General features: G+C 68.6%; 14 protein-coding genes and 1 tRNA gene. 3 read left to right on the top strand and 12 right to left on the bottom strand.

What is annotated here, in order from left to right; translation table 11 throughout:
• The first annotated feature begins 23 nt into the window (after positions 1–23).
• Entirely contained in the window at positions 24–794 is a 771-nt protein-coding gene (locus JGR78_RS13165; protein WP_182792691.1) for a hypothetical protein, read from the top strand.
• 48 nt (positions 795–842) lie between these two features.
• On the opposite strand, the gene JGR78_RS13160 is transcribed toward JGR78_RS13165, so the two are convergent.
• The 7 genes from JGR78_RS13160 to fdnG form a co-directional block, all read right to left on the bottom strand.
• Positions 843–938, bottom strand: a tRNA-Sec gene (locus JGR78_RS13160).
• Complete coding sequence (selB, locus tag JGR78_RS13155) at positions 939–2852, bottom strand: selenocysteine-specific translation elongation factor (protein ID WP_182804102.1); 1914 nt, start codon at positions 2850–2852, stop codon at positions 939–941.
• The gene (gene selA / locus JGR78_RS13150; RefSeq protein WP_182804100.1) at positions 2849–4216 is read right to left on the bottom strand and encodes an L-seryl-tRNA(Sec) selenium transferase; all 1368 of its coding nucleotides are present in this window, start codon (positions 4214–4216) and stop codon (positions 2849–2851) included. The genes selB and selA overlap by 4 nt, the downstream gene beginning before the upstream one ends.
• Positions 4216–5133 carry a formate dehydrogenase accessory protein FdhE gene (gene fdhE, locus JGR78_RS13145; RefSeq protein ID WP_182804098.1) on the bottom strand — a complete coding sequence of 306 codons (918 nt, stop codon included), beginning with the start codon at positions 5131–5133 and terminating at the stop codon, positions 4216–4218. The genes selA and fdhE overlap by 1 nt, the downstream gene beginning before the upstream one ends.
• A 34-nt stretch (positions 5134–5167) precedes the next feature.
• Complete coding sequence (locus JGR78_RS13140; protein WP_182792593.1) at positions 5168–5854, bottom strand: formate dehydrogenase subunit gamma; 687 nt, start codon at positions 5852–5854, stop codon at positions 5168–5170.
• Entirely contained in the window at positions 5854–6864 is a 1011-nt protein-coding gene (fdxH, locus tag JGR78_RS13135; RefSeq protein WP_234450750.1) for a formate dehydrogenase subunit beta, read from the bottom strand. The genes JGR78_RS13140 and fdxH overlap by 1 nt, the downstream gene beginning before the upstream one ends.
• Positions 6861–9938: a formate dehydrogenase-N subunit alpha gene (gene fdnG / locus JGR78_RS13130; RefSeq protein WP_182804096.1), complete on the bottom strand. Its 3078-nt coding sequence runs from the start codon at positions 9936–9938 to the stop codon at positions 6861–6863. The genes fdxH and fdnG overlap by 4 nt, the downstream gene beginning before the upstream one ends.
• Before the next feature lie 211 nt (positions 9939–10149).
• Between fdnG and selD the strand changes: the two genes are divergently transcribed.
• Positions 10150–11193, top strand: coding sequence for a selenide, water dikinase SelD (selD, locus tag JGR78_RS13120; protein ID WP_182792591.1), 1044 nt, complete (start codon positions 10150–10152; stop codon positions 11191–11193).
• Positions 11194–11202: 9 nt separating this feature from the next.
• Here selD and JGR78_RS13115 read toward each other — a convergent pair whose 3' ends face one another.
• Together JGR78_RS13115 and efp are read right to left on the bottom strand one after the other, a co-directional pair.
• Positions 11203–11646, bottom strand: coding sequence for a hypothetical protein (locus JGR78_RS13115; protein WP_182804094.1), 444 nt, complete (start codon positions 11644–11646; stop codon positions 11203–11205).
• Positions 11647–11707: 61 nt separating this feature from the next.
• Complete coding sequence (gene efp / locus JGR78_RS13110) at positions 11708–12274, bottom strand: elongation factor P (protein WP_182792589.1); 567 nt, start codon at positions 12272–12274, stop codon at positions 11708–11710.
• A gap of 77 nt (positions 12275–12351) precedes the next feature.
• Here efp and epmA point away from each other — a divergent pair, with 77 nt between their 5' ends.
• Entirely contained in the window at positions 12352–13389 is a 1038-nt protein-coding gene (gene epmA / locus JGR78_RS13105) for an EF-P lysine aminoacylase EpmA (protein WP_182792588.1), read from the top strand.
• Positions 13390–13634: 245 nt separating this feature from the next.
• Here the strand turns inward: epmA and JGR78_RS13100 are convergent, their stop codons facing one another.
• Genes JGR78_RS13100 through rpe form a run of 3 tightly spaced genes read right to left on the bottom strand, consistent with a single transcriptional unit; the run spans position 13635 to position 16304 of the window.
• Positions 13635–14264, bottom strand: coding sequence for a response regulator transcription factor (locus JGR78_RS13100; RefSeq protein WP_182792587.1), 630 nt, complete (start codon positions 14262–14264; stop codon positions 13635–13637).
• The gene (locus JGR78_RS13095; protein ID WP_182792586.1) at positions 14261–15565 is read right to left on the bottom strand and encodes a histidine kinase; all 1305 of its coding nucleotides are present in this window, start codon (positions 15563–15565) and stop codon (positions 14261–14263) included. Before JGR78_RS13095 ends, JGR78_RS13100 begins: the two co-directional genes overlap by 4 nt.
• A 49-nt stretch (positions 15566–15614) precedes the next feature.
• Positions 15615–16304, bottom strand: coding sequence for a ribulose-phosphate 3-epimerase (rpe, locus tag JGR78_RS13090; protein ID WP_182792585.1), 690 nt, complete (start codon positions 16302–16304; stop codon positions 15615–15617).
• Positions 16305–16558: the final 254 nt, after the last annotated feature.

Here is a 16558-nt window from a genome sequence, read left to right as displayed (position 1 = left end):
GATCAGCCTGAAAGAGTCACCCGATGACCAAGCGCATCACTGTTCTTTTCCTTGCAGCCGCGCTGACGGCCGGCCCCGCGCTGGCCCAGACGGCTCCCGGCGGAACCTCTGCACCGGCCGGGGCCCCGGCGACCGCGGCACCCGCCGCCACTGCTGCGGCCGCAACGACGCCTGCAGCCGCGCCTGCGGCAGCCGCTGTCGCGACGACAGAGCCTGCGGCCCCGCAGTTCACGCCGGTTCCCGTGAACGATCCCCATGTCCCCGCGCCGATCGCCGCCCGCGCGGTGGCCTCGGACTACACCCCGCCACCCGCGCCGGTGGTCGAGGCCGCGCAGACCGTCAACACCGCCACCACCTCCGCCCAGCCGACCCCCACGGTCGCCGGCGTGCCGGTCGAGCCGGCGCAGACGGCAATGCCGCAGACCACGGTGCAGGCGATGACCACTCCAGCCCCCGGTGACACGACCGCGGCCCAGGCGCTTGCCACCAGCAACACGCCGCCCATCGAGACAGCGCAGGGCGCGGTTCCCGCCGGAACCGAGGCGGCGGCAGCCATCGAACCGCCCTCGGACCAGTCCACTGCCGGCTCGGCCGAGGCGGACGAAGGTGTGGCGACTGCCGCCACCACGCCCGACCGCGCCACCGGCGACGGCACCGCGCCGGGCAACGCAGGCTCGACGGGCTGGACAGGGGGCCTGGGCGGCTCGCAGATCGGGACCAACACGGCGGGTGCTGTGCCCGAATCCAAGACCTGGCAGCCCCCGACGGCGCGCGGCCTCGACCTGCAGGGCTGAAGCGCGCGAATGACAAGGCCCCGCCGATCCGGTGGGGCCTTTCGCATCTGGCGGAGGAGAATGGGAGTCGAACCCACCCGGGACAGGCGCGCTGCCCCAACCGGATTTGAAGTCCGGCCGCCCCACCGGGGACGATTCTCCTCCTCAGCCGAAAAGATCGGCGCGATGGGGATTGATGCGCCGCAGATCGCCGCGACGCAAGGTGACCCCCTGCCTATCATAGAAGTCGAGGATCTCGATAGCCACCTTGCGGCCGTTCTGCAGGCGGTCACGAAAGGCTGCGGCGGTGACCCAGCCGTCCGGGGCCTCGGCCTGAACATCGGCGATGATGCGGACCATCTCGGCGGTGGTCGGGCGCAGGAAGAAGTGGTCGTTGCGGATCTGGTCCACGCGCCCCTGACGCGCCGCCATCCGCAACACGCGGCGCACATCGGCCTCGGGCACGTCCCATTCGGTCGCCATGTCGCGCACGCGCGGCGGGCGGAAGCGCGCCTCGCCCGACAGTTCGGGCAGGATGCGGGCGTAAAGCGCCTCGTCCTCCTCGGACAGCCGCACGACATGGCCGGGCAGGCGCAGGAAGGCCCCTTCGGCCACGATGTCGCCCGCCGCGATCCGCTCGGCCACGAAAGCGGCGAAGGCCTCTTTCGGCAGGCGCGGGGTCAGCGCCAGCCGCAGCCGCTCGCGCCCCAAGCCCTGCATCTCGGGCGAATCCTCGTGAAAGCGGGCAAGGGCGTCCAGCATCCCCGCTACCAGCCCCCTGTGGGTCAGAGGCGACAGCGCGACCCTTGCAGCGCCTGATTCCAGCACCGTGACGCCTTCGGTCACCCGCTTCGCCTCGTCTGGGCCAAGGGCGCGATCGCGCAGGAAGGCCGTCAGATCGACCACATGAGGGGGTGCTGCCAGCATTGCCTGCAGCGCTTCGGCCGGATCGGGGCGTGCGGCTGCCTCAAGCTGCGCCAGCCGTTCGGGCGTGCGGCGGCGGCGAGCGGGCGCGCGCAGGTCGAGGAAGGCCCCGCCCCCGATGGTGCGCCGGGCCGAGACGTCGCGCAGGATATAGCGGTCGCCCACAGCCGCGGCGATGGGCTGGTCCAGGACCAGTTGCACCGGCCCCTCGGTCCCCGGCGCCAGTGGGTCGGCCAGCGGCACGATCCGCGCCCCGACCTCGGCTGCGCCGCTGTGCAGGCGGGCAGGAAACCATGTGCCAATGGGACGCGCTTCTGATCCCAGCACCCGCAGGCTGGCGTCGATCCGCTCGGCCGGCCCGTGCAGCGCGGGGTCCACAATCATGTCGCCGCGTTGAATCGCCTCGCGCCCGATGCCCTCACCCGCAAGGTTCAGGGCGCAGCGCTGCCCGGCCACGCCAACCTGGACCGGCTGGTTCTGGGCATGGATCGCCCGCACCCGCGCGGTCAGCGCTCGTGGCGAGACCATGACCGTGTCGCCAACCGCCACCCGGCCCGTCAGCACCGTGCCGGTGACGACCGTGCCCGCGCCTTTCAGGATGAAGCTGCGGTCCACGCCAAGGCGGAAGCGCGCATCCTCGGCCCGCGCCGTGGTCTCGGCCTCGGCTTCGGCGAGAGCCGCGCGCAGGGCCTCGATCCCCTCGCCGGTGACGGTCGAGACGGGGATGACCGGCGCACCGTCCAGCCCCGTGCCGTCCAGCAGCGCCTTTATCTCGGCGGTGACGGCGGTGCGGCGGGCCTGATCGGCGAGGTCCGCCTTGCTCAAACCCACGATGCCGCGATGGACGCCCAGCAGGTCGAGGATCGCCAGATGCTCGCGTGTCTGCGGCATCACGCCGTCATCGGCGGCCACCACCAGCAGCGCAAGGTCGATGCCGCCGGCCCCCGCCAGCATGGTATGGACGAAGCGTTCGTGCCCCGGCACGTCCACAAAGCCGGTAATGCCGCCGCCGCCCAGATCGGCATAGGCAAAGCCCAGTTCGATGGTGATGCCGCGCGTCTTTTCCTCGGCCAGCCTGTCGGCATCGACGCCGGTCAGCGCCCGGACCAGCGCCGTCTTGCCGTGGTCGATATGCCCCGCCGTCCCGACGATCATCGCGCCGCCAGCGCCCCCAGCAGCGCTCCGTCATCTGGCAGGCAGCGCAGGTCCAGCAGCAGCGCGCCCCCCTGGATGCGGCCGATCACCGGCAGCGGCAAGGCGCGCAGCCGCGCGGCCAGCCGTTCCGGCGCATCACCGCCCTCGCCCGTGAAGGCCAGCGCCGCCGAGGGCAGGGTTTCCACCGGCAGCGCGCCCGAACCGATCTGGCTGGAACAGTCCACCACCTCGACCCGCCAGTCGGGCAGCATCGCCGCAATCGGCGCCAAAAGCCTTTCCGCCTGCGACGCGATCTCGTCGCGCGGGCGGGTCAGCATCCGCAGGGTCGGCAGCCGCTCGGCCAGCCGGTCGGGGTCTCGGTAAAGCCGCAGCGTGGCTTCGATGGCGGCAAGGCGGATCTTGTCCAGCCGCAGTGCGCGTTTCAGCGGGTTGCGGTTGATCCGGGCGATCAGGTCGGCGCGGCCGACGATGAAGCCCGCCTGCGGGCCACCCAGCAACTTGTCGCCGGAAAAGGTCACGATGTCCGCCCCCTCGGCCACCGCCTGCCGCACGGTGGGCTCGGCGGGCAGCCCCCAGCGCGTCATGTCCAACAGCGTGCCGGACCCGAGGTCGTTCAGCATCGGCACGCCTGCCGCCTGCGCCATCCCCGCGACCTCGGACGGGGGGACGACGGCCGTGAAGCCCTCGATGCGGTAGTTCGAGGGGTGGACCTTCATCATCAGCGCCGTATCGGGCGTCACTGCGCCCGCGTAGTCGCGGGGATGGGTGCGGTTGGTGGTGCCGATTTCGACCAGACGGACACCCGCACGGGCCATGATGTCGGGGATGCGGAAGGCACCACCGATCTCGACCAATTCGCCGCGCGAGACGATGGCCTCGCGCCCTTCCGCCAGCGCGTTCAGGACCAGCAGCACGCCGGCGGCATTGTTGTTGACCACCGTGGCAGCCTCGGCCCCGGTCAACTCGCAGATCAGCGGGGCGACCAGCGCGTCACGCTCTCCGCGCCGACCGGTCGCAAGGTCGAATTCCAGCGCAGCAGGGGACCGCATGGCGGCGCTTGCGGCCTCGATGGCGGCCTCGGCCAGCACGGCCCGGCCGAGATTCGTGTGCAGCACCGTGCCGGTCAGGTTCAGCACGGGGCGAAGGGCGCTTTGCGCGGCTGCCTCCAGGGCCTCGCCTGCGCAGGACGCAATCGCGGCGCCGTCAGGTGTCGCGCCGCCGGTGCGGACGGCATCCCGCGCCGTTTCCAGCGCGGCCCGCAGCGCATCGGTTGCAAGCGCACGACCGTGGCGCGCGACCAGCGCCTGTCCCTCGGGCGAGAACAGCAGGCGATCGACCGAGGGCAGGGACCGCAGCCCCTGCATCAGTAGCCGATGAGGAAGGGGTTGAACCCGGCCCGGCGCCACTTGCCGTCCCGCATCAGCGCGTCAAGCCCCAGGCTCGCCACGTCGTCGGCGATGGGTTCCAGCGCGGGGTTCTTGTTCTGGGCCATCTGCTTGACCCAGGATTCGCATTCGTCGCAGGTCTCGGCCTTGACCTGCGCCTCGCCCGTGCCGTCGTCCACCGCCTGGAAGGCGATGCCCTTGGTGGAACCGCAGTTGAGGCACTTGACCCGCACCTCGTTCCACAGGGTCTGGCAGCAGGCGCAGGCGGCATAGCGGGTGCCCTCGGCCCCCATCACGCCGGTGATGATCGAGCTTGCGGGCTTGCCGCCGCAGGCCGGGCAGACGCCGGTGCGGATGGCGACCAGTTGGTCCGCGTCCAGCCGACCAGCCAGCCGCGCCATGTGAACCTGCACGGCGGCGGCCACGAACAGGTGCGGCGCGGCGCTGTCTTCCGGCACCACGTCGTCCATGATGTTGGATACCAGCCAGCGCCGGTCCTCAGCCGTGGCCGCTCCAAGCGCATCCAGCGCCAGCTTCGCCTGCGCCGGCATCTCGATCTCGCGCGCCGCCCTGACCAGCGTGTCCAGCGTCTGCGCCAGCAAGGGGTCGTCGATCAGCGCGTGACGGTCGAGCGGCGGCATCCGCGCGGCGCGGGCCATGGCGATCCGGTCCTCGGGCAGCGCCTGCGGCTGGGGCAGGTCACCGACCAGCTGCGCCTGCACGCGGCACAGCGCCGCGAGGAACAGAAGATAAGGGGAAAGGTTCGAGCCAACGGCCAGCCGTTCGAAACGTTCGGCGCGCTGGATGAACAGCCGCGCGGGCTTTGGCAGAATGGCGAGCGGCGGCGTGGGGACGCCGCCGATCATCTCGGGTTGAGCTTCGATACTGTCGGACATGACGCCTCCTTGGGCCGGACCGGCCACCGAAGGCTTACTCTGCCGGTTTCGCGCCCTGACGTCTAGCCAGTTCCCGCAGCCATTTCCGGTGGTGCCGCCACGACCAGCCGCCGGTCACGGTGCCCCGTGTCATCGCCCGCAGCGTGCCGCGCGTCCACAGCGCCGCGAAGATGTGCAGGATGAACACCAGCACGATCAGCACGGCCGAAACCGAGTGGACAAAGATTGCCAGCCGCCGCGTTTCCACCGACACGATGTCGGGAAAATACTGGTACCACATCATGATGCCGGTGATCAGCAGCACCAGGATCAGCCAGAACATTCCCCAGAACACGCTTTTCTGCCCGAAGTTGTACTTGCCAAGTTCGGGCAGCCGCTCGTCATGTCCTGTGATCACATCCTTGATGTTGCGGGTCCAGACCAGGTCCTCGCGCCGGATGATGTTCAGATGCACGAGCTGGACGAACATCCCCAGGAAGCTGATCGACAGGGCGATGCCGACGAAGGGATGCAGCCAGCGGGTGTTCTGCCCGCCGCCGAACAGGGCCGTCAGCCCGAACAGCGACGGGTGGAAGAAGGCGAAGCCCGACAGCATCAGCACGATGAAGCAGAGCGCGGTGAACCAGTGGTTGATGCGGGTGAAGGTGACGTAGCGCCTCACCTCCACCGGCTCCATCTGGACAATGGCGTCCGTGGGTTCCGAGAACTTCGGTTCGACCATCAGGCGTTCCCCCGATCGTCTGGCCGTGCCACCGGGGCGGCGGCCAGCTCTTCCTGAACCAGTTCGCGCGCCTCGACCTCGTCCTCATGGCTGACCTTGTTGCCCCGGTGGAACAGCGCCATCGCGGCCGCGCCCACCGCCGCAAGACCGACGGCGGCGATGCCGACAGGCTTGGCCGGGCCCTTCCAGTTCTGCACCACGTCCGAGATCTTCGGGTCTTCCGGCAGGTCGTTGTAGATCGTCGGCTTGTCGGCGTGATGCAGCACATACATCACATGCGTTCCGCCCACGCCCGCCGGGTCATAGAGACCGGCGTTGTCGTAGCCGCGCGATTTCAGGTCCTCGATCCGTTCGGCGGCAAGCGACTTCATGTCCTCCTTGGTGCCGAAGGTGATTGCCTGGGTCGGACAGGCCTTGGCGCAGGCCGGGCCTTGGCCGACGGCCACTCGATCCGAGCAGAGCGTGCATTTCTTGACGACATGCTTCGTCGGGCTGAGCCGCGGGATGTCGAAGGGACAGCCCGAGATGCAGTAGCCGCAGCCGATGCAGTTCTCGCTGATGAAATCCACGATGCCGTTGGAATACTGCACGATCGCGCCGGGGGCCGGGCAGGCCGTGAGGCAGCCCGGTTCCGTGCAATGCATGCAGCCGTCCTTGCGGATCAGCCATTCGAAGTCCCCGGTTTCCGGGTTGTCGTATTCGGCGAATCGCATCAGCGTGTACATCTCGGGCGTCAGGTCGAGCGGGTTCTCGTAGATCCCCACGTTCGACCCGATCTCCGGGTTGGTGTCGTTCCATTCCACGCAGGCGGACTGGCACGCCTTGCAACCGATGCACTTGCTGACGTCGATCAGCTTTGCGACCTCTGTCAACTGCCGCGGGCTTTCCGCGACGGGACCCCCGGCCGAGGAACGGATCACATCCCCCTGGCCGAGGTTGGCGGGCATGGGCTGGGTCGGCGGGTTCGCCACCGCCGTGCGTGGGCTGTCCATGTTGGGTGATGTGGTCACGACATGGCCTCCCCGACGGCAGGTTCGATGTTGACGAGGAACGCCTTGAACTCGGGCGTCTCGATGTTGGCGTCACCGACAAAGGGCGTCAGGCTGTTCGGCCCCCAACCCTTCTTCGCGGCACCCACGAAGCCCCAGTGCAGCGGGATGCCGACGACATGGACGGTCTTGCCGTCGCAGATCATCGGCTTGATCCGCTTGGTGACCAGTGCCTTGGCCCAGACCTCGCCCCGCTTGGACCAGACCCGCACCCGGCCGCCGCGCTCGATGCCCTTCTCGGCGGCCAGCTGTTCGCTGATCTCGACGAAGAACTCGGGCTGCAAGGCGGCGTTCACCTTGTTGTGCTTGGTCCAGTAGTGGAAGTGCTCGGTCAGGCGGTAGCTGGTCGCCACGAAGGGGAACTCGTCCGAGGTGCCCATGCTGGCCAGGTCGGATTCAAACACCCGCGCCACGGGGTTGCCGCGCATTCGGTCGTTGAAGACGTTCTGCACGGGGCTTTCGAAGGGCTCCATGTGGGTCGGGAACGGCCCGTCGCGCATCATGCCCCGGCTGAACAGGCGCGAGACGCCTTCCTGGTTCATGATGAAGGGCATGACCTCGCCCGGCTTGGCGGTCGGCGAGATGTCGGGAACATCGTTCCCCTCCCACCGCTCGCCGTTCCAGGCGATGATCGGACGCGAGGGGTCCCATGGCTTCCCTTCGAGGTCGGCCGAGGCCCGGTTGTACAGCGTCCGCCGGTTCAGCGGCCAGGCCCAAGCCCAATTGAGATGGACACCCATGCCGCTGGGGTCGGAATTGTCCCGCCGCGCCATGTTGTTGCCATCCTCGTTGTAGCTGCCGGAATAGATCCAGCAGCCCGAGGCTGTGGTGCCGTCATCGCGCAGTTCCGCGAAGGACTTGACCTGCTGGCCCGCCGCGGTCAGCAGCCGCGTCGGGTCCGCCGGGTCGAACACATCCGCCAGCGCGCTGCCGTTCATCTCGCGCGCGAGTTCGTGCGGGTTGGGCTCGTGCTCGTCGGCATAGGGCCAGGTCATGTTGAGGATCGGGTCCGGGAAGGCCCCGCCCTCGGTGCGGTAAAGTTCGCGCACCCGCAGGAAGATCTGCGACATGATCCAGACGTCGTTCATCGCCACGCCGGGGCTGTCGGCAGCCTTCCAGTGCCACTGCAGCCAGCGGCCCGAGTTGACCAGCGCGCCCTCGTCCTCGGCAAAGCACGAGGTCGGAAGCTGGATCACCTCGGTCTGGATCTGGGACGGGTCCACGTCGTTGTAGGCCCCGTGGTTTTCCCAGAACCGCGCCGTTTCCGTTTCCAGCGGGTCCATGACGACCAGCAGCTTCAGCTTGGACAGCGCCGAGGTGTTCTTGTTGCGGTTGGAGAGCGCCAGCAGGGGGTTGAACCCCTGGCAGAAGTAGAGGTTGACCCTCCCCTGATCCATCAACTCGAACATCCGCAGCATGTCATAGGCCGGCACGTCCAGCTTGGGCAGGTAGTGATAGGCCCAGTCGTTGTCCGCCTGCGCCGCATCCCCCCACATGGTCTTCATCCAGGAAACCATGAACTTGGGATAGTTCTGCCAGTAGCTGGTCTGACCCGGAAGCAGCGGCTTGAAGGCCCGCGACTTCATGTAGGTATCCCAGTCGGGTTCCTTTTCCGTCGGGATGTTCAGGTATCCCGGGATCAGGTTCGACATCAGCCCCAGGTCGGTCAGGCCCTGGATGTTGGAATGCCCGCGCAGCGCGTTCATGCCGCCGCCCGGCACCCCGATGTTGCCCAGGATCAGCTGCAGCATCGCCATGCCGCGGATGTTCTGGGCGCCCTTGGAATGCTGGGTCCAGCCAAGCGCATACATCGAGGTCATGGTCTTCGTGGGCGAAGAACATTCCCCGATCATCTCGGCGATCTTCAGGAAGCGGTCCTTGGGCGTGCCGGTGATCCGCTCGACCATCTCGGGCGTGTAGACGTCCACATGGGCTTTCAGCAGGTTCCAGACGCAGCGCGGATGCTGGAAGGTCGGGTCGGTCAGCACATAGCCGTCCGGGCCGATCTGATAGTCCCAGCTCGACTTGTCGTAGTCGCGCTTTTCCTCGTCATAGCCGGTGAACAGCCCGTCCGACCAGCCGAACTCTTCCTTCACGAGGAACGAGGCGTTGGTGAAGGCCTTGACGTATTCCCACTGAACCTTGTCGTTCTCGATCATCCAGCGGATGAGGCCCATGAGGAACGCGATGTCGCTGCCGGGACGGATCGGGGCATAGTAATCTGACACGGATGCCGTGCGCGTGAACCGGGGGTCCACGACGATCAGCTTGGCGCCGCGATGATGCTTGGCCTCGGTCACCCACTTGAAGCCGCAGGGATGCGCTTCGGCGGCGTTGCCGCCCATGACGATCACGAGGTCGGTATTCTTGATGTCGGTCCAAGAGTTCGTCATCGCTCCACGGCCAAAGGTCGGGCCCAAACTGGACACCGTGGGGCCGTGTCAGACGCGCGCCTGGTTGTCGAAACCTACAATTCCCATGGACCGGACGACCTTGTAGGTCAGCCAGGCCGTTTCGTTGGTGGTGGCCGACGCCGCCAGGAAGCCCGTGGTCGTCCAGCGGTTCACCGGCACGCCAAGCTCGTTGGTGGCCAGGAAGTTCGCGTCGCGGTCGTCCTTCATCGCGCGGGCGATGCGGTCCAGCGCCTCGTCCCACGAGATCGGCTCGAACCGGTCGGAACCGGGACGGCGGACCATCGGCTCGGTCAGGCGGGTTTCCGCGTTGACGAAGCCCTGCAGCGCCGCACCTTTCGGGCACAGCGTTCCGCGGTTGACCGGGTGGTCAGCGTCGCCCTCGATATGGACGACCCGGCGCTTGCCGGACTCGTCGGGGCGGGCGTAGATGATGATGCCGCAGGCAACCGAGCAATAGGGGCAGGTGTTGCGGGTTTCGGTGGTCTGGGCCAGCTTGAAGTCGCGCACATGCGCGAGTTCCGCCGCCTCTGCCCCGCCGAAGCCCATGGCCCCTAGCGATGTTGCCGCGACTCCCGCACCCGCCAGCTTCAGGAAGCCGCGACGTGAGAGGTCGATGTTCATTCGATCCCTCCTATTGCCTGTCGATCAGATAGGTCTATCCATATTGGTATGCTTTTGTGCGCTGAGTCAACCGGCATGGGCGCGTGGCGCCATGTGATCACAGCGATGTTGGATCGCCGTGGCCCGGTCTTGGTCGCACTTGGGGCCGAGGCGTGAACTCGGCCGGGCAATCTGCTAGGAGGATTCCCGACAGGTTGCAAGGAGCCTTGAAATGAACGTTCCCTCGATCCGCCTTTCCCAGTTGTCCCATGGCGGCGGCTGCGGCTGCAAGCTCGCGCCGGCCGTGTTGCGCGAACTGCTGGCCGACCAGCCGGTGGCACAGGTTTTCCCACAGCTTCTGGTCGGGACGGAAACGGCGGATGACGCCGCCGTCTGGCAGATCGACGACAGGACCGCGGTGATCGCCACGACCGACTTCTTCATGCCGATGGTGGACGACCCCCGCGCCTTCGGCCGGATCGCGGCTGCCAATGCGATTTCCGACATCTACGCCATGGGGGGCCGCCCGATCATGGCGCTGGCGATCCTTGGGATGCCCATCGACAAGCTGCCGGTGGAGACGATCCGCGAGATCCTCGACGGCGGCCGGTCCATCTGCGCCGAGGCCGGCATCCCGGTCGCGGGCGGCCATTCCATCGACTCGCCCGAGCCGATCTACGGGCTGGCCGTGATCGGGCTGGTGGACCCCGCGAAGCTGCGCCGCAACGCCAGCGCGCGGCCGGGCGACAGCCTGATCCTGACCAAGGGGCTGGGCGTCGGCATCTATTCCGCCGCGATCAAGAAGGGCGCGCTGGATCAGGCGGGGATCGACGAGATGATCGCCTCGACCACGCTTCTGAACCGGATCGGGGTGGAACTGGCCGAGGACGAGGCGATCCACGCCCTGACCGACGTGACCGGCTTCGGCATCCTCGGCCACGGGCTTGAGATGGCGCGGGGCTCGGGCGCCAAGGTGGTGATCGACCGCGCCGCGCTGCCGTTGCTGTCCCGCGCCGAGGAACTGGCACAGTCCGGTCACGTCACAGGGGCCTCTACCCGCAACTGGGCCGCCTACGGGTCCGAAGTGACGTTGCCCGAAAACACGCCCGACTGGCGCCGCGCCCTGCTGACCGACCCGCAGACCTCGGGCGGGCTGCTGGTTGCGGTGGCACCCGAGGCAGCGGACGGCTGGGTGCAGCGCTTGCGTGATGCGGGCTATCCGCTTGCTTCGGTTGTCGGGCGGGTGGAAGAAGGCAGCGGCATCACCGTCGTCTGAGCGGGTTGCTCAGGGCTGGGCGATGCCGGTCTGGATCTCGGTGGGCTTGTCGGACCAGCGATACCTGACCTTGTAGCCCAGCTTGCCCAGGCCCTTGCCGGGCCGGATCAGCACGTCGAAGGACGCGGCCCCCGGTTCCGTGCCGCGGGCCTGCGCCACGCGGTATTCGCTGATGTCGGAACAGTTGTGCTTTCCGCCGCGCGGTGCGGGCGGCCAGGTCTCGGTCTGCGTCACCGGGTCGTAACGGGCGACCTCCAGCATCGACACGATGCGCCCGCCCAGCCGCAGCTTGCGGCAGATCTGGCGCAGGTCGGCCGGGATGGCGGCATAGTTCAGCGCGGTGACGCGCATCCGCCCCCAGCCGTCCCATCCGGTTGGGGCGGCCAGCACGACGGCTGCGAATTGCAGCGGCGGACGGTCCTCGACCCGCATCTGTCGCGCGGCGTTGAACATTGGCAGACATTCCTGGTGAATGAAGGCAGACGCCGGCGTGGACCGGCGCCCCCGAACGGCATCAGTCCTTGGCGCGTTCCACGTAGGAATTGTCCTCGGTGTTGATGACGATGCGGGTGCCCACGCCGATATGGGGCGGCACCATCACCCGCAGGCCGTTGTCCACCGTGGCGGGCTTGTAGGAGGAGGAGGCCGTCTGGCCCTTCACCACCGGCTCGGTTTCGGTGATCTCGACCGTGATCCGCTGCGGCAGGGTCATGGCGATGGGCAGGCCGTTGTAGACCTGCAGAAACACCCGCATGCCTTCCTGCAGATAGGCCTTCTGGTCGCCGATCATGTCGGCGGCGGCCACGACCTGCTCGTAATTCTCGGGTTCCATGAAGTGGAAGCCCTCGCCGTCCTCATACAGGAAATCGTAGCCGCGTTCGTCCACATGGGCGCGCTCGACCTGCTCGGTCGTCCGCCAGCGTTCCGAGACCTTGGTGCCGTCCGAGATGCGGCGCATGTCCACCTGGGTAACAGGCGTGCCCTTGCCGGGATGGAAGTTCTGGGCGGTAAGGACGACATAGAGCTTGTCGTCGATCTCGACCACGTTGCCTTTGCGCAGGGTGGATGCGATGACTTTCACGGGCGTCTTTCTTGCGATGGGGGAATGCGTGGATTATCGGCGCGCTCCTTAGCGCAGACTTGTGGAAATCGCCAGAGATGACTGAAACGCCCTGGTGGGACGCGCGCAGGCATGCCGACCGCCGCCCCCTGCTGCTGGCCCGCAACCGCATACAGCGCAGGGTCCGCGACTGGCTGGACGAGAACGGGTTCACCGAGGTCGACCCCGCTGCGCTGGCGGTCAGCCCCGGCAACGAGGCGCATCTGCACGGCTTTTCCACCGACGCCATCGGCAACGACGGGGTCGCGCGGCGGCTGTATCTGCACACCAGCCCCGAATTCGCCATGAAGAAGCTGCTGGCGGCGGGCGAGACCCGCATCGCCGCCTTCTCCCACGTCTGGCGCAACCGCGAGCGCGGCGCACTGCACAGCCCCGAGTTCACCATGCTGGAATGGTATCGCGCGGGCGAGCCTTACGAGACCCTGATGGACGACTGCGCCGCCCTGCTGCGGATCGCGGCCGAGGCCGCGGGTTCGACGGAACTGCGCTTCCGCGGCCACCGCTGCGACTTCTTCGCCGCGCCCGAGCGGCTGTCGGTGGCCGACGCCTTCCAGCGCCATGCAGGCCTCGACCTGCTGGCGACGGTCAGTGCGGATGGCGCGACTGACCGTGACGAGCTGGCGCAGCAGGCGCAGGCAGCGGGACTGCGGGTCGCCCATGACGACACCTGGTCCGACATCCTCAGCCGCGTTCTCGTGACCTTGATCGAGCCGCATCTGGGCCACGGTCGCGCCACCATACTCGATCGCTATCCCGCGCCCGAAGCCGCGCTCGCCCGGCGCGCCGGGGATGACCCCCGCGTGGCCGAACGCTTCGAACTTTACGCCTGCGGGGTGGAACTGGCGAACGGCTTCGGAGAACTGACCGACCCCGCCGAGCAGCGCCGCCGCTTTGCCGCCGAGATGGCCGAAAAGGCCCGCGTTTATGACGAGGCCTATCCGCTGGACGAAGATTTCCTGTCGGCGCTGGCCCATGTGCCGCCCGCTTCCGGCATTGCGCTGGGCTTTGACCGGCTGGTGATGCTGGCGACCGCCGCGCCCCGGATCGACGAGGTGATGTGGACGCCCGTGCCCTGAGGACGCGTCACGCCCACGTCACGGCCATCCCGCATCCCTGTCACCCATGCCGCCCAGCCAGCGCCTCGACGGATCATGGGAATGTGTCGATGCGCCTGCACCACAGCCACATCATCGTCGCCAATGACAACAACCTGCTCTTTTCGGGCGGGCACGAGATCGGGCGGGCCGCGGACAATGAGTTCATCCTGCTGCCGGTGCCCTGACTGCTGGCCGCCCGCTGAGAGCATGGCCTTCCCGTCCGGTCAGCCGCGTTCCAGCGCATGGCGGATCAGGCCGGTCATGTTCGCAACGCCCAGCTTGCGCTTCAGCGTCGAGGTCGCGTTGGCGACGGTCTTGTAGCTGACGCCAAGCTGGTCGGCGACCTCCTGCAAGGACCGGCCCTCGCCCAGCAGCGCCAGCACCTGATCCTCGCGGTCGGTCAGCGCGGCAAGGCTTTCGGCCCCCGCGCGGCGGGTCGCCAGCGCCAGGGCCTGCCGGGGCGACAGGTAGAACTCGCCCGCTTCCAGCGCCCGGATGGCGGCGTTGAACTCCTCGGGCGGGGCGTTCTTGGACAGGAAGCCCTGCGCGCCCTCGGCCAGCGCCCGGGCGGCGAAGCCCGCCTGGTCGTTCATGGAAAACATCAGGATCGAACTGTTGGGCGAGCGTTCAAGGATCGGGCCGATCAACGACAGCCCGCCCGCGCCCGGCAGCGAGATGTCGAGGATCACGATGTCGGGGCGGTGATCGTCCAGCAGCGCCAGCGCCTCGTCCCCCGACATGGCCTTCAGCACGCTTGCATAGCCAAGGTCGGCCAGCAGCCTGCCGCAGCCCAGATGGGTGATCGGGTGGTCGTCCACGACCATGGCGGTGCGGGTCAGGGGCTGGTCCATCATGCAGGCTCCGGCAGTGTCGCGCGAAGTGTGACACCCTTGGAACCGTCCCGCACCTCGAAACTGCCGCCGAGCAGCGCCACCCGCTCGCGCATCCCGGACAGGCCGTTGCCTTCGGCGGCCCCGCCCCGCCCGCGCCCGTTGTCGGACAGGCCGACCTGCCAGCCATCCGCCCCGTGCGAGACGCTTGCCGTGACCCGGCTTGCGCCCGCGTGGCGCAGGGCGTTGGTCGTGCCTTCCTGCAGGATGCGGTAGATCGTCAGCGCCACGGCCTCGTCGGGCTCGGGCAGGTCGGGGGCGAGGTCGAGCGACCAGACGATGCCCTCGTGGCGCTGGGCGAGATCCTCGAACATGTCGGACAGGACCGTGGCCAGCGGCAGTTGCCCCACCGCCATCGGCCGAAGTCCCGACAACAGCGCCCTGTTCACATGGCCGATCTGGTCGGCGATGGCGAGGATGTTGCCCGCCCGGTCGCGCAGGCCGGGGTCGGTGGTGGCGTCGCGGATCGCCGCCGCCTCGACCCGCAGGGCGAAAAGGCAGGGGCCGTATTCGTCATGCAGGTCGCGGGCGACGGCCTTGCGTTCCTGGTCGCCCCGCTCGACCACCTGCCGCGACAGCCGCGCCCGGTCCGCCTGCGCCGCCGCCAGCGCCGCGCCCAGCCGGTCCACGTCGCCCGCCAGCGGCTTGAGGTCGGGGGTGCCCACCCCGCCGATGCGTGCCCCCGTGTCGCCATGCGCCAGCCGGTTCAGCACCGCCGAGACGCGCGCGAGCGGCCTGAGGCCCCCGCGCAGGATCACCGGGGTCAGCGCCAGTTGCGCCAGCCCCGCCAGCGCCAGCAGCAGGGCAAGGGTGCGGGCATCCTCCCACACCTCGGCGATCTCGGCCCCGGCATCCTCCGAGATGACGACATGCCCGCGCAGGTGGAAGTTCTCGATCACCGGAAGTTGGGTAGACCGGGTGCGGGGGGCGAGCAGGCGCACGAACCATTCCGGGGCGGGCTCGTCCTGGGTCGCGTGGGCAGCGGGGATCAGGGTGCGGCCCGTCGCCAGGTCATAGATCATGATCCGCGCGTGGCGGGGCTGCACCAGCCGGTCGGCCAGCGCGGCGGTCAGTTGCCCCGGCGGCACCGCGCCGATCAGCGTGGCGATGGTGGTGACGACAAGCTCGCGCGCCGCGCGCGTCGAGGCCTCGATCTCGGCCGCGACCGCCTGCCGGGCATTGGCCGCAAGCAATGCGCCCAGCCCGCCGACCAGCGCAAGCTGGACGACGAGGACCAGGGCCGCGATGCGAAGCGTCAGCGTCATCGCCCCGGATGTGACACGCCGCGCAAGGGCGGGGCAACCGGGCCGGGCGTCAGGCCAGCGCCGCCTCGGCCGCGGCGCGGATGGCGCGGATGTTCTCGCCGTAAGGGGCGCTGTTCGACACCGAGCCGCCCCGGAACACCGCCGAGCCCGCCACCAGCACATCCGCCCCTGCCTCGGCCAGCCGCGGGGCGGTGGCCGGATCGACGCCGCCGTCGATCTCGACATGCACGGGACGGTCGCCGATCATCGCGCGCAGGCGGCGGACCTTTTCGGTCATGTCGATGAACTTCTGCCCGCCGAAGCCGGGGTTCACCGTCATCACGCAGATCAGGTCGGCAAGGTCCAGCAGATGCTCGACCGCTTCGGCCGGGGTGCCGGGGTTCAGCGCCACGCCTGCCTTGGTCCCCGCGCCCCGGATCGCCTGCAGGGTGCGGTGGATATGCGGCCCCGCCTCGACATGGGCGGTGATGATGTCGGCGCCCGCCTTCGCAAAGGCGTCGATAAAGGGGTCCACGGGCGCGATCATCAGGTGGACGTCCATGACCGTGGTGACATGCTTGCGGAAGGCCGCGACGGCGGGGGGGCCGAAGGTGATGTTGGGGACGAAATGCCCATCCATCACGTCCACATGCACCCAGTCGGCGCCCTGATCCTCGACCGCGCGGATCTCGCGGCCGAAATCGGCGAAATCGGCCGACAGGATCGAGGGCGCGATCTTGATCTTGCGGTCAAAGTCCATGGAGGTCGTCCTTCCTGCGGCTGCCGTCCGGGGCGGGCCCGCCGGGAAAGACGCGGGCTCGCGCGGGTGTCGGACCGGGTCATAGTCCAGAGTTCCGCCGCAGTCACGCGTCGATCCCGCAAGAAAGGGTCCTTCGCCTGCAGCGGGCGACCGTCTTCCGCTCAGGTGGCCGCGGCGCGTGGGGAAGCCGGCATACCGGGCACGAGGTCATCTGCGGCTGGCAGCGCCTGCCGCTTTCCGGCCGCGTCCGGGGA

Source organism: Paracoccus sp. MC1862, from assembly GCF_016617715.1.
Taxonomy (GTDB): Bacteria; Pseudomonadota; Alphaproteobacteria; order Rhodobacterales; family Rhodobacteraceae; genus Paracoccus.
The sequence above is the reverse complement of the archived record's forward strand: the minus strand, read 5'-3'. Positions and strand labels throughout refer to the sequence as shown.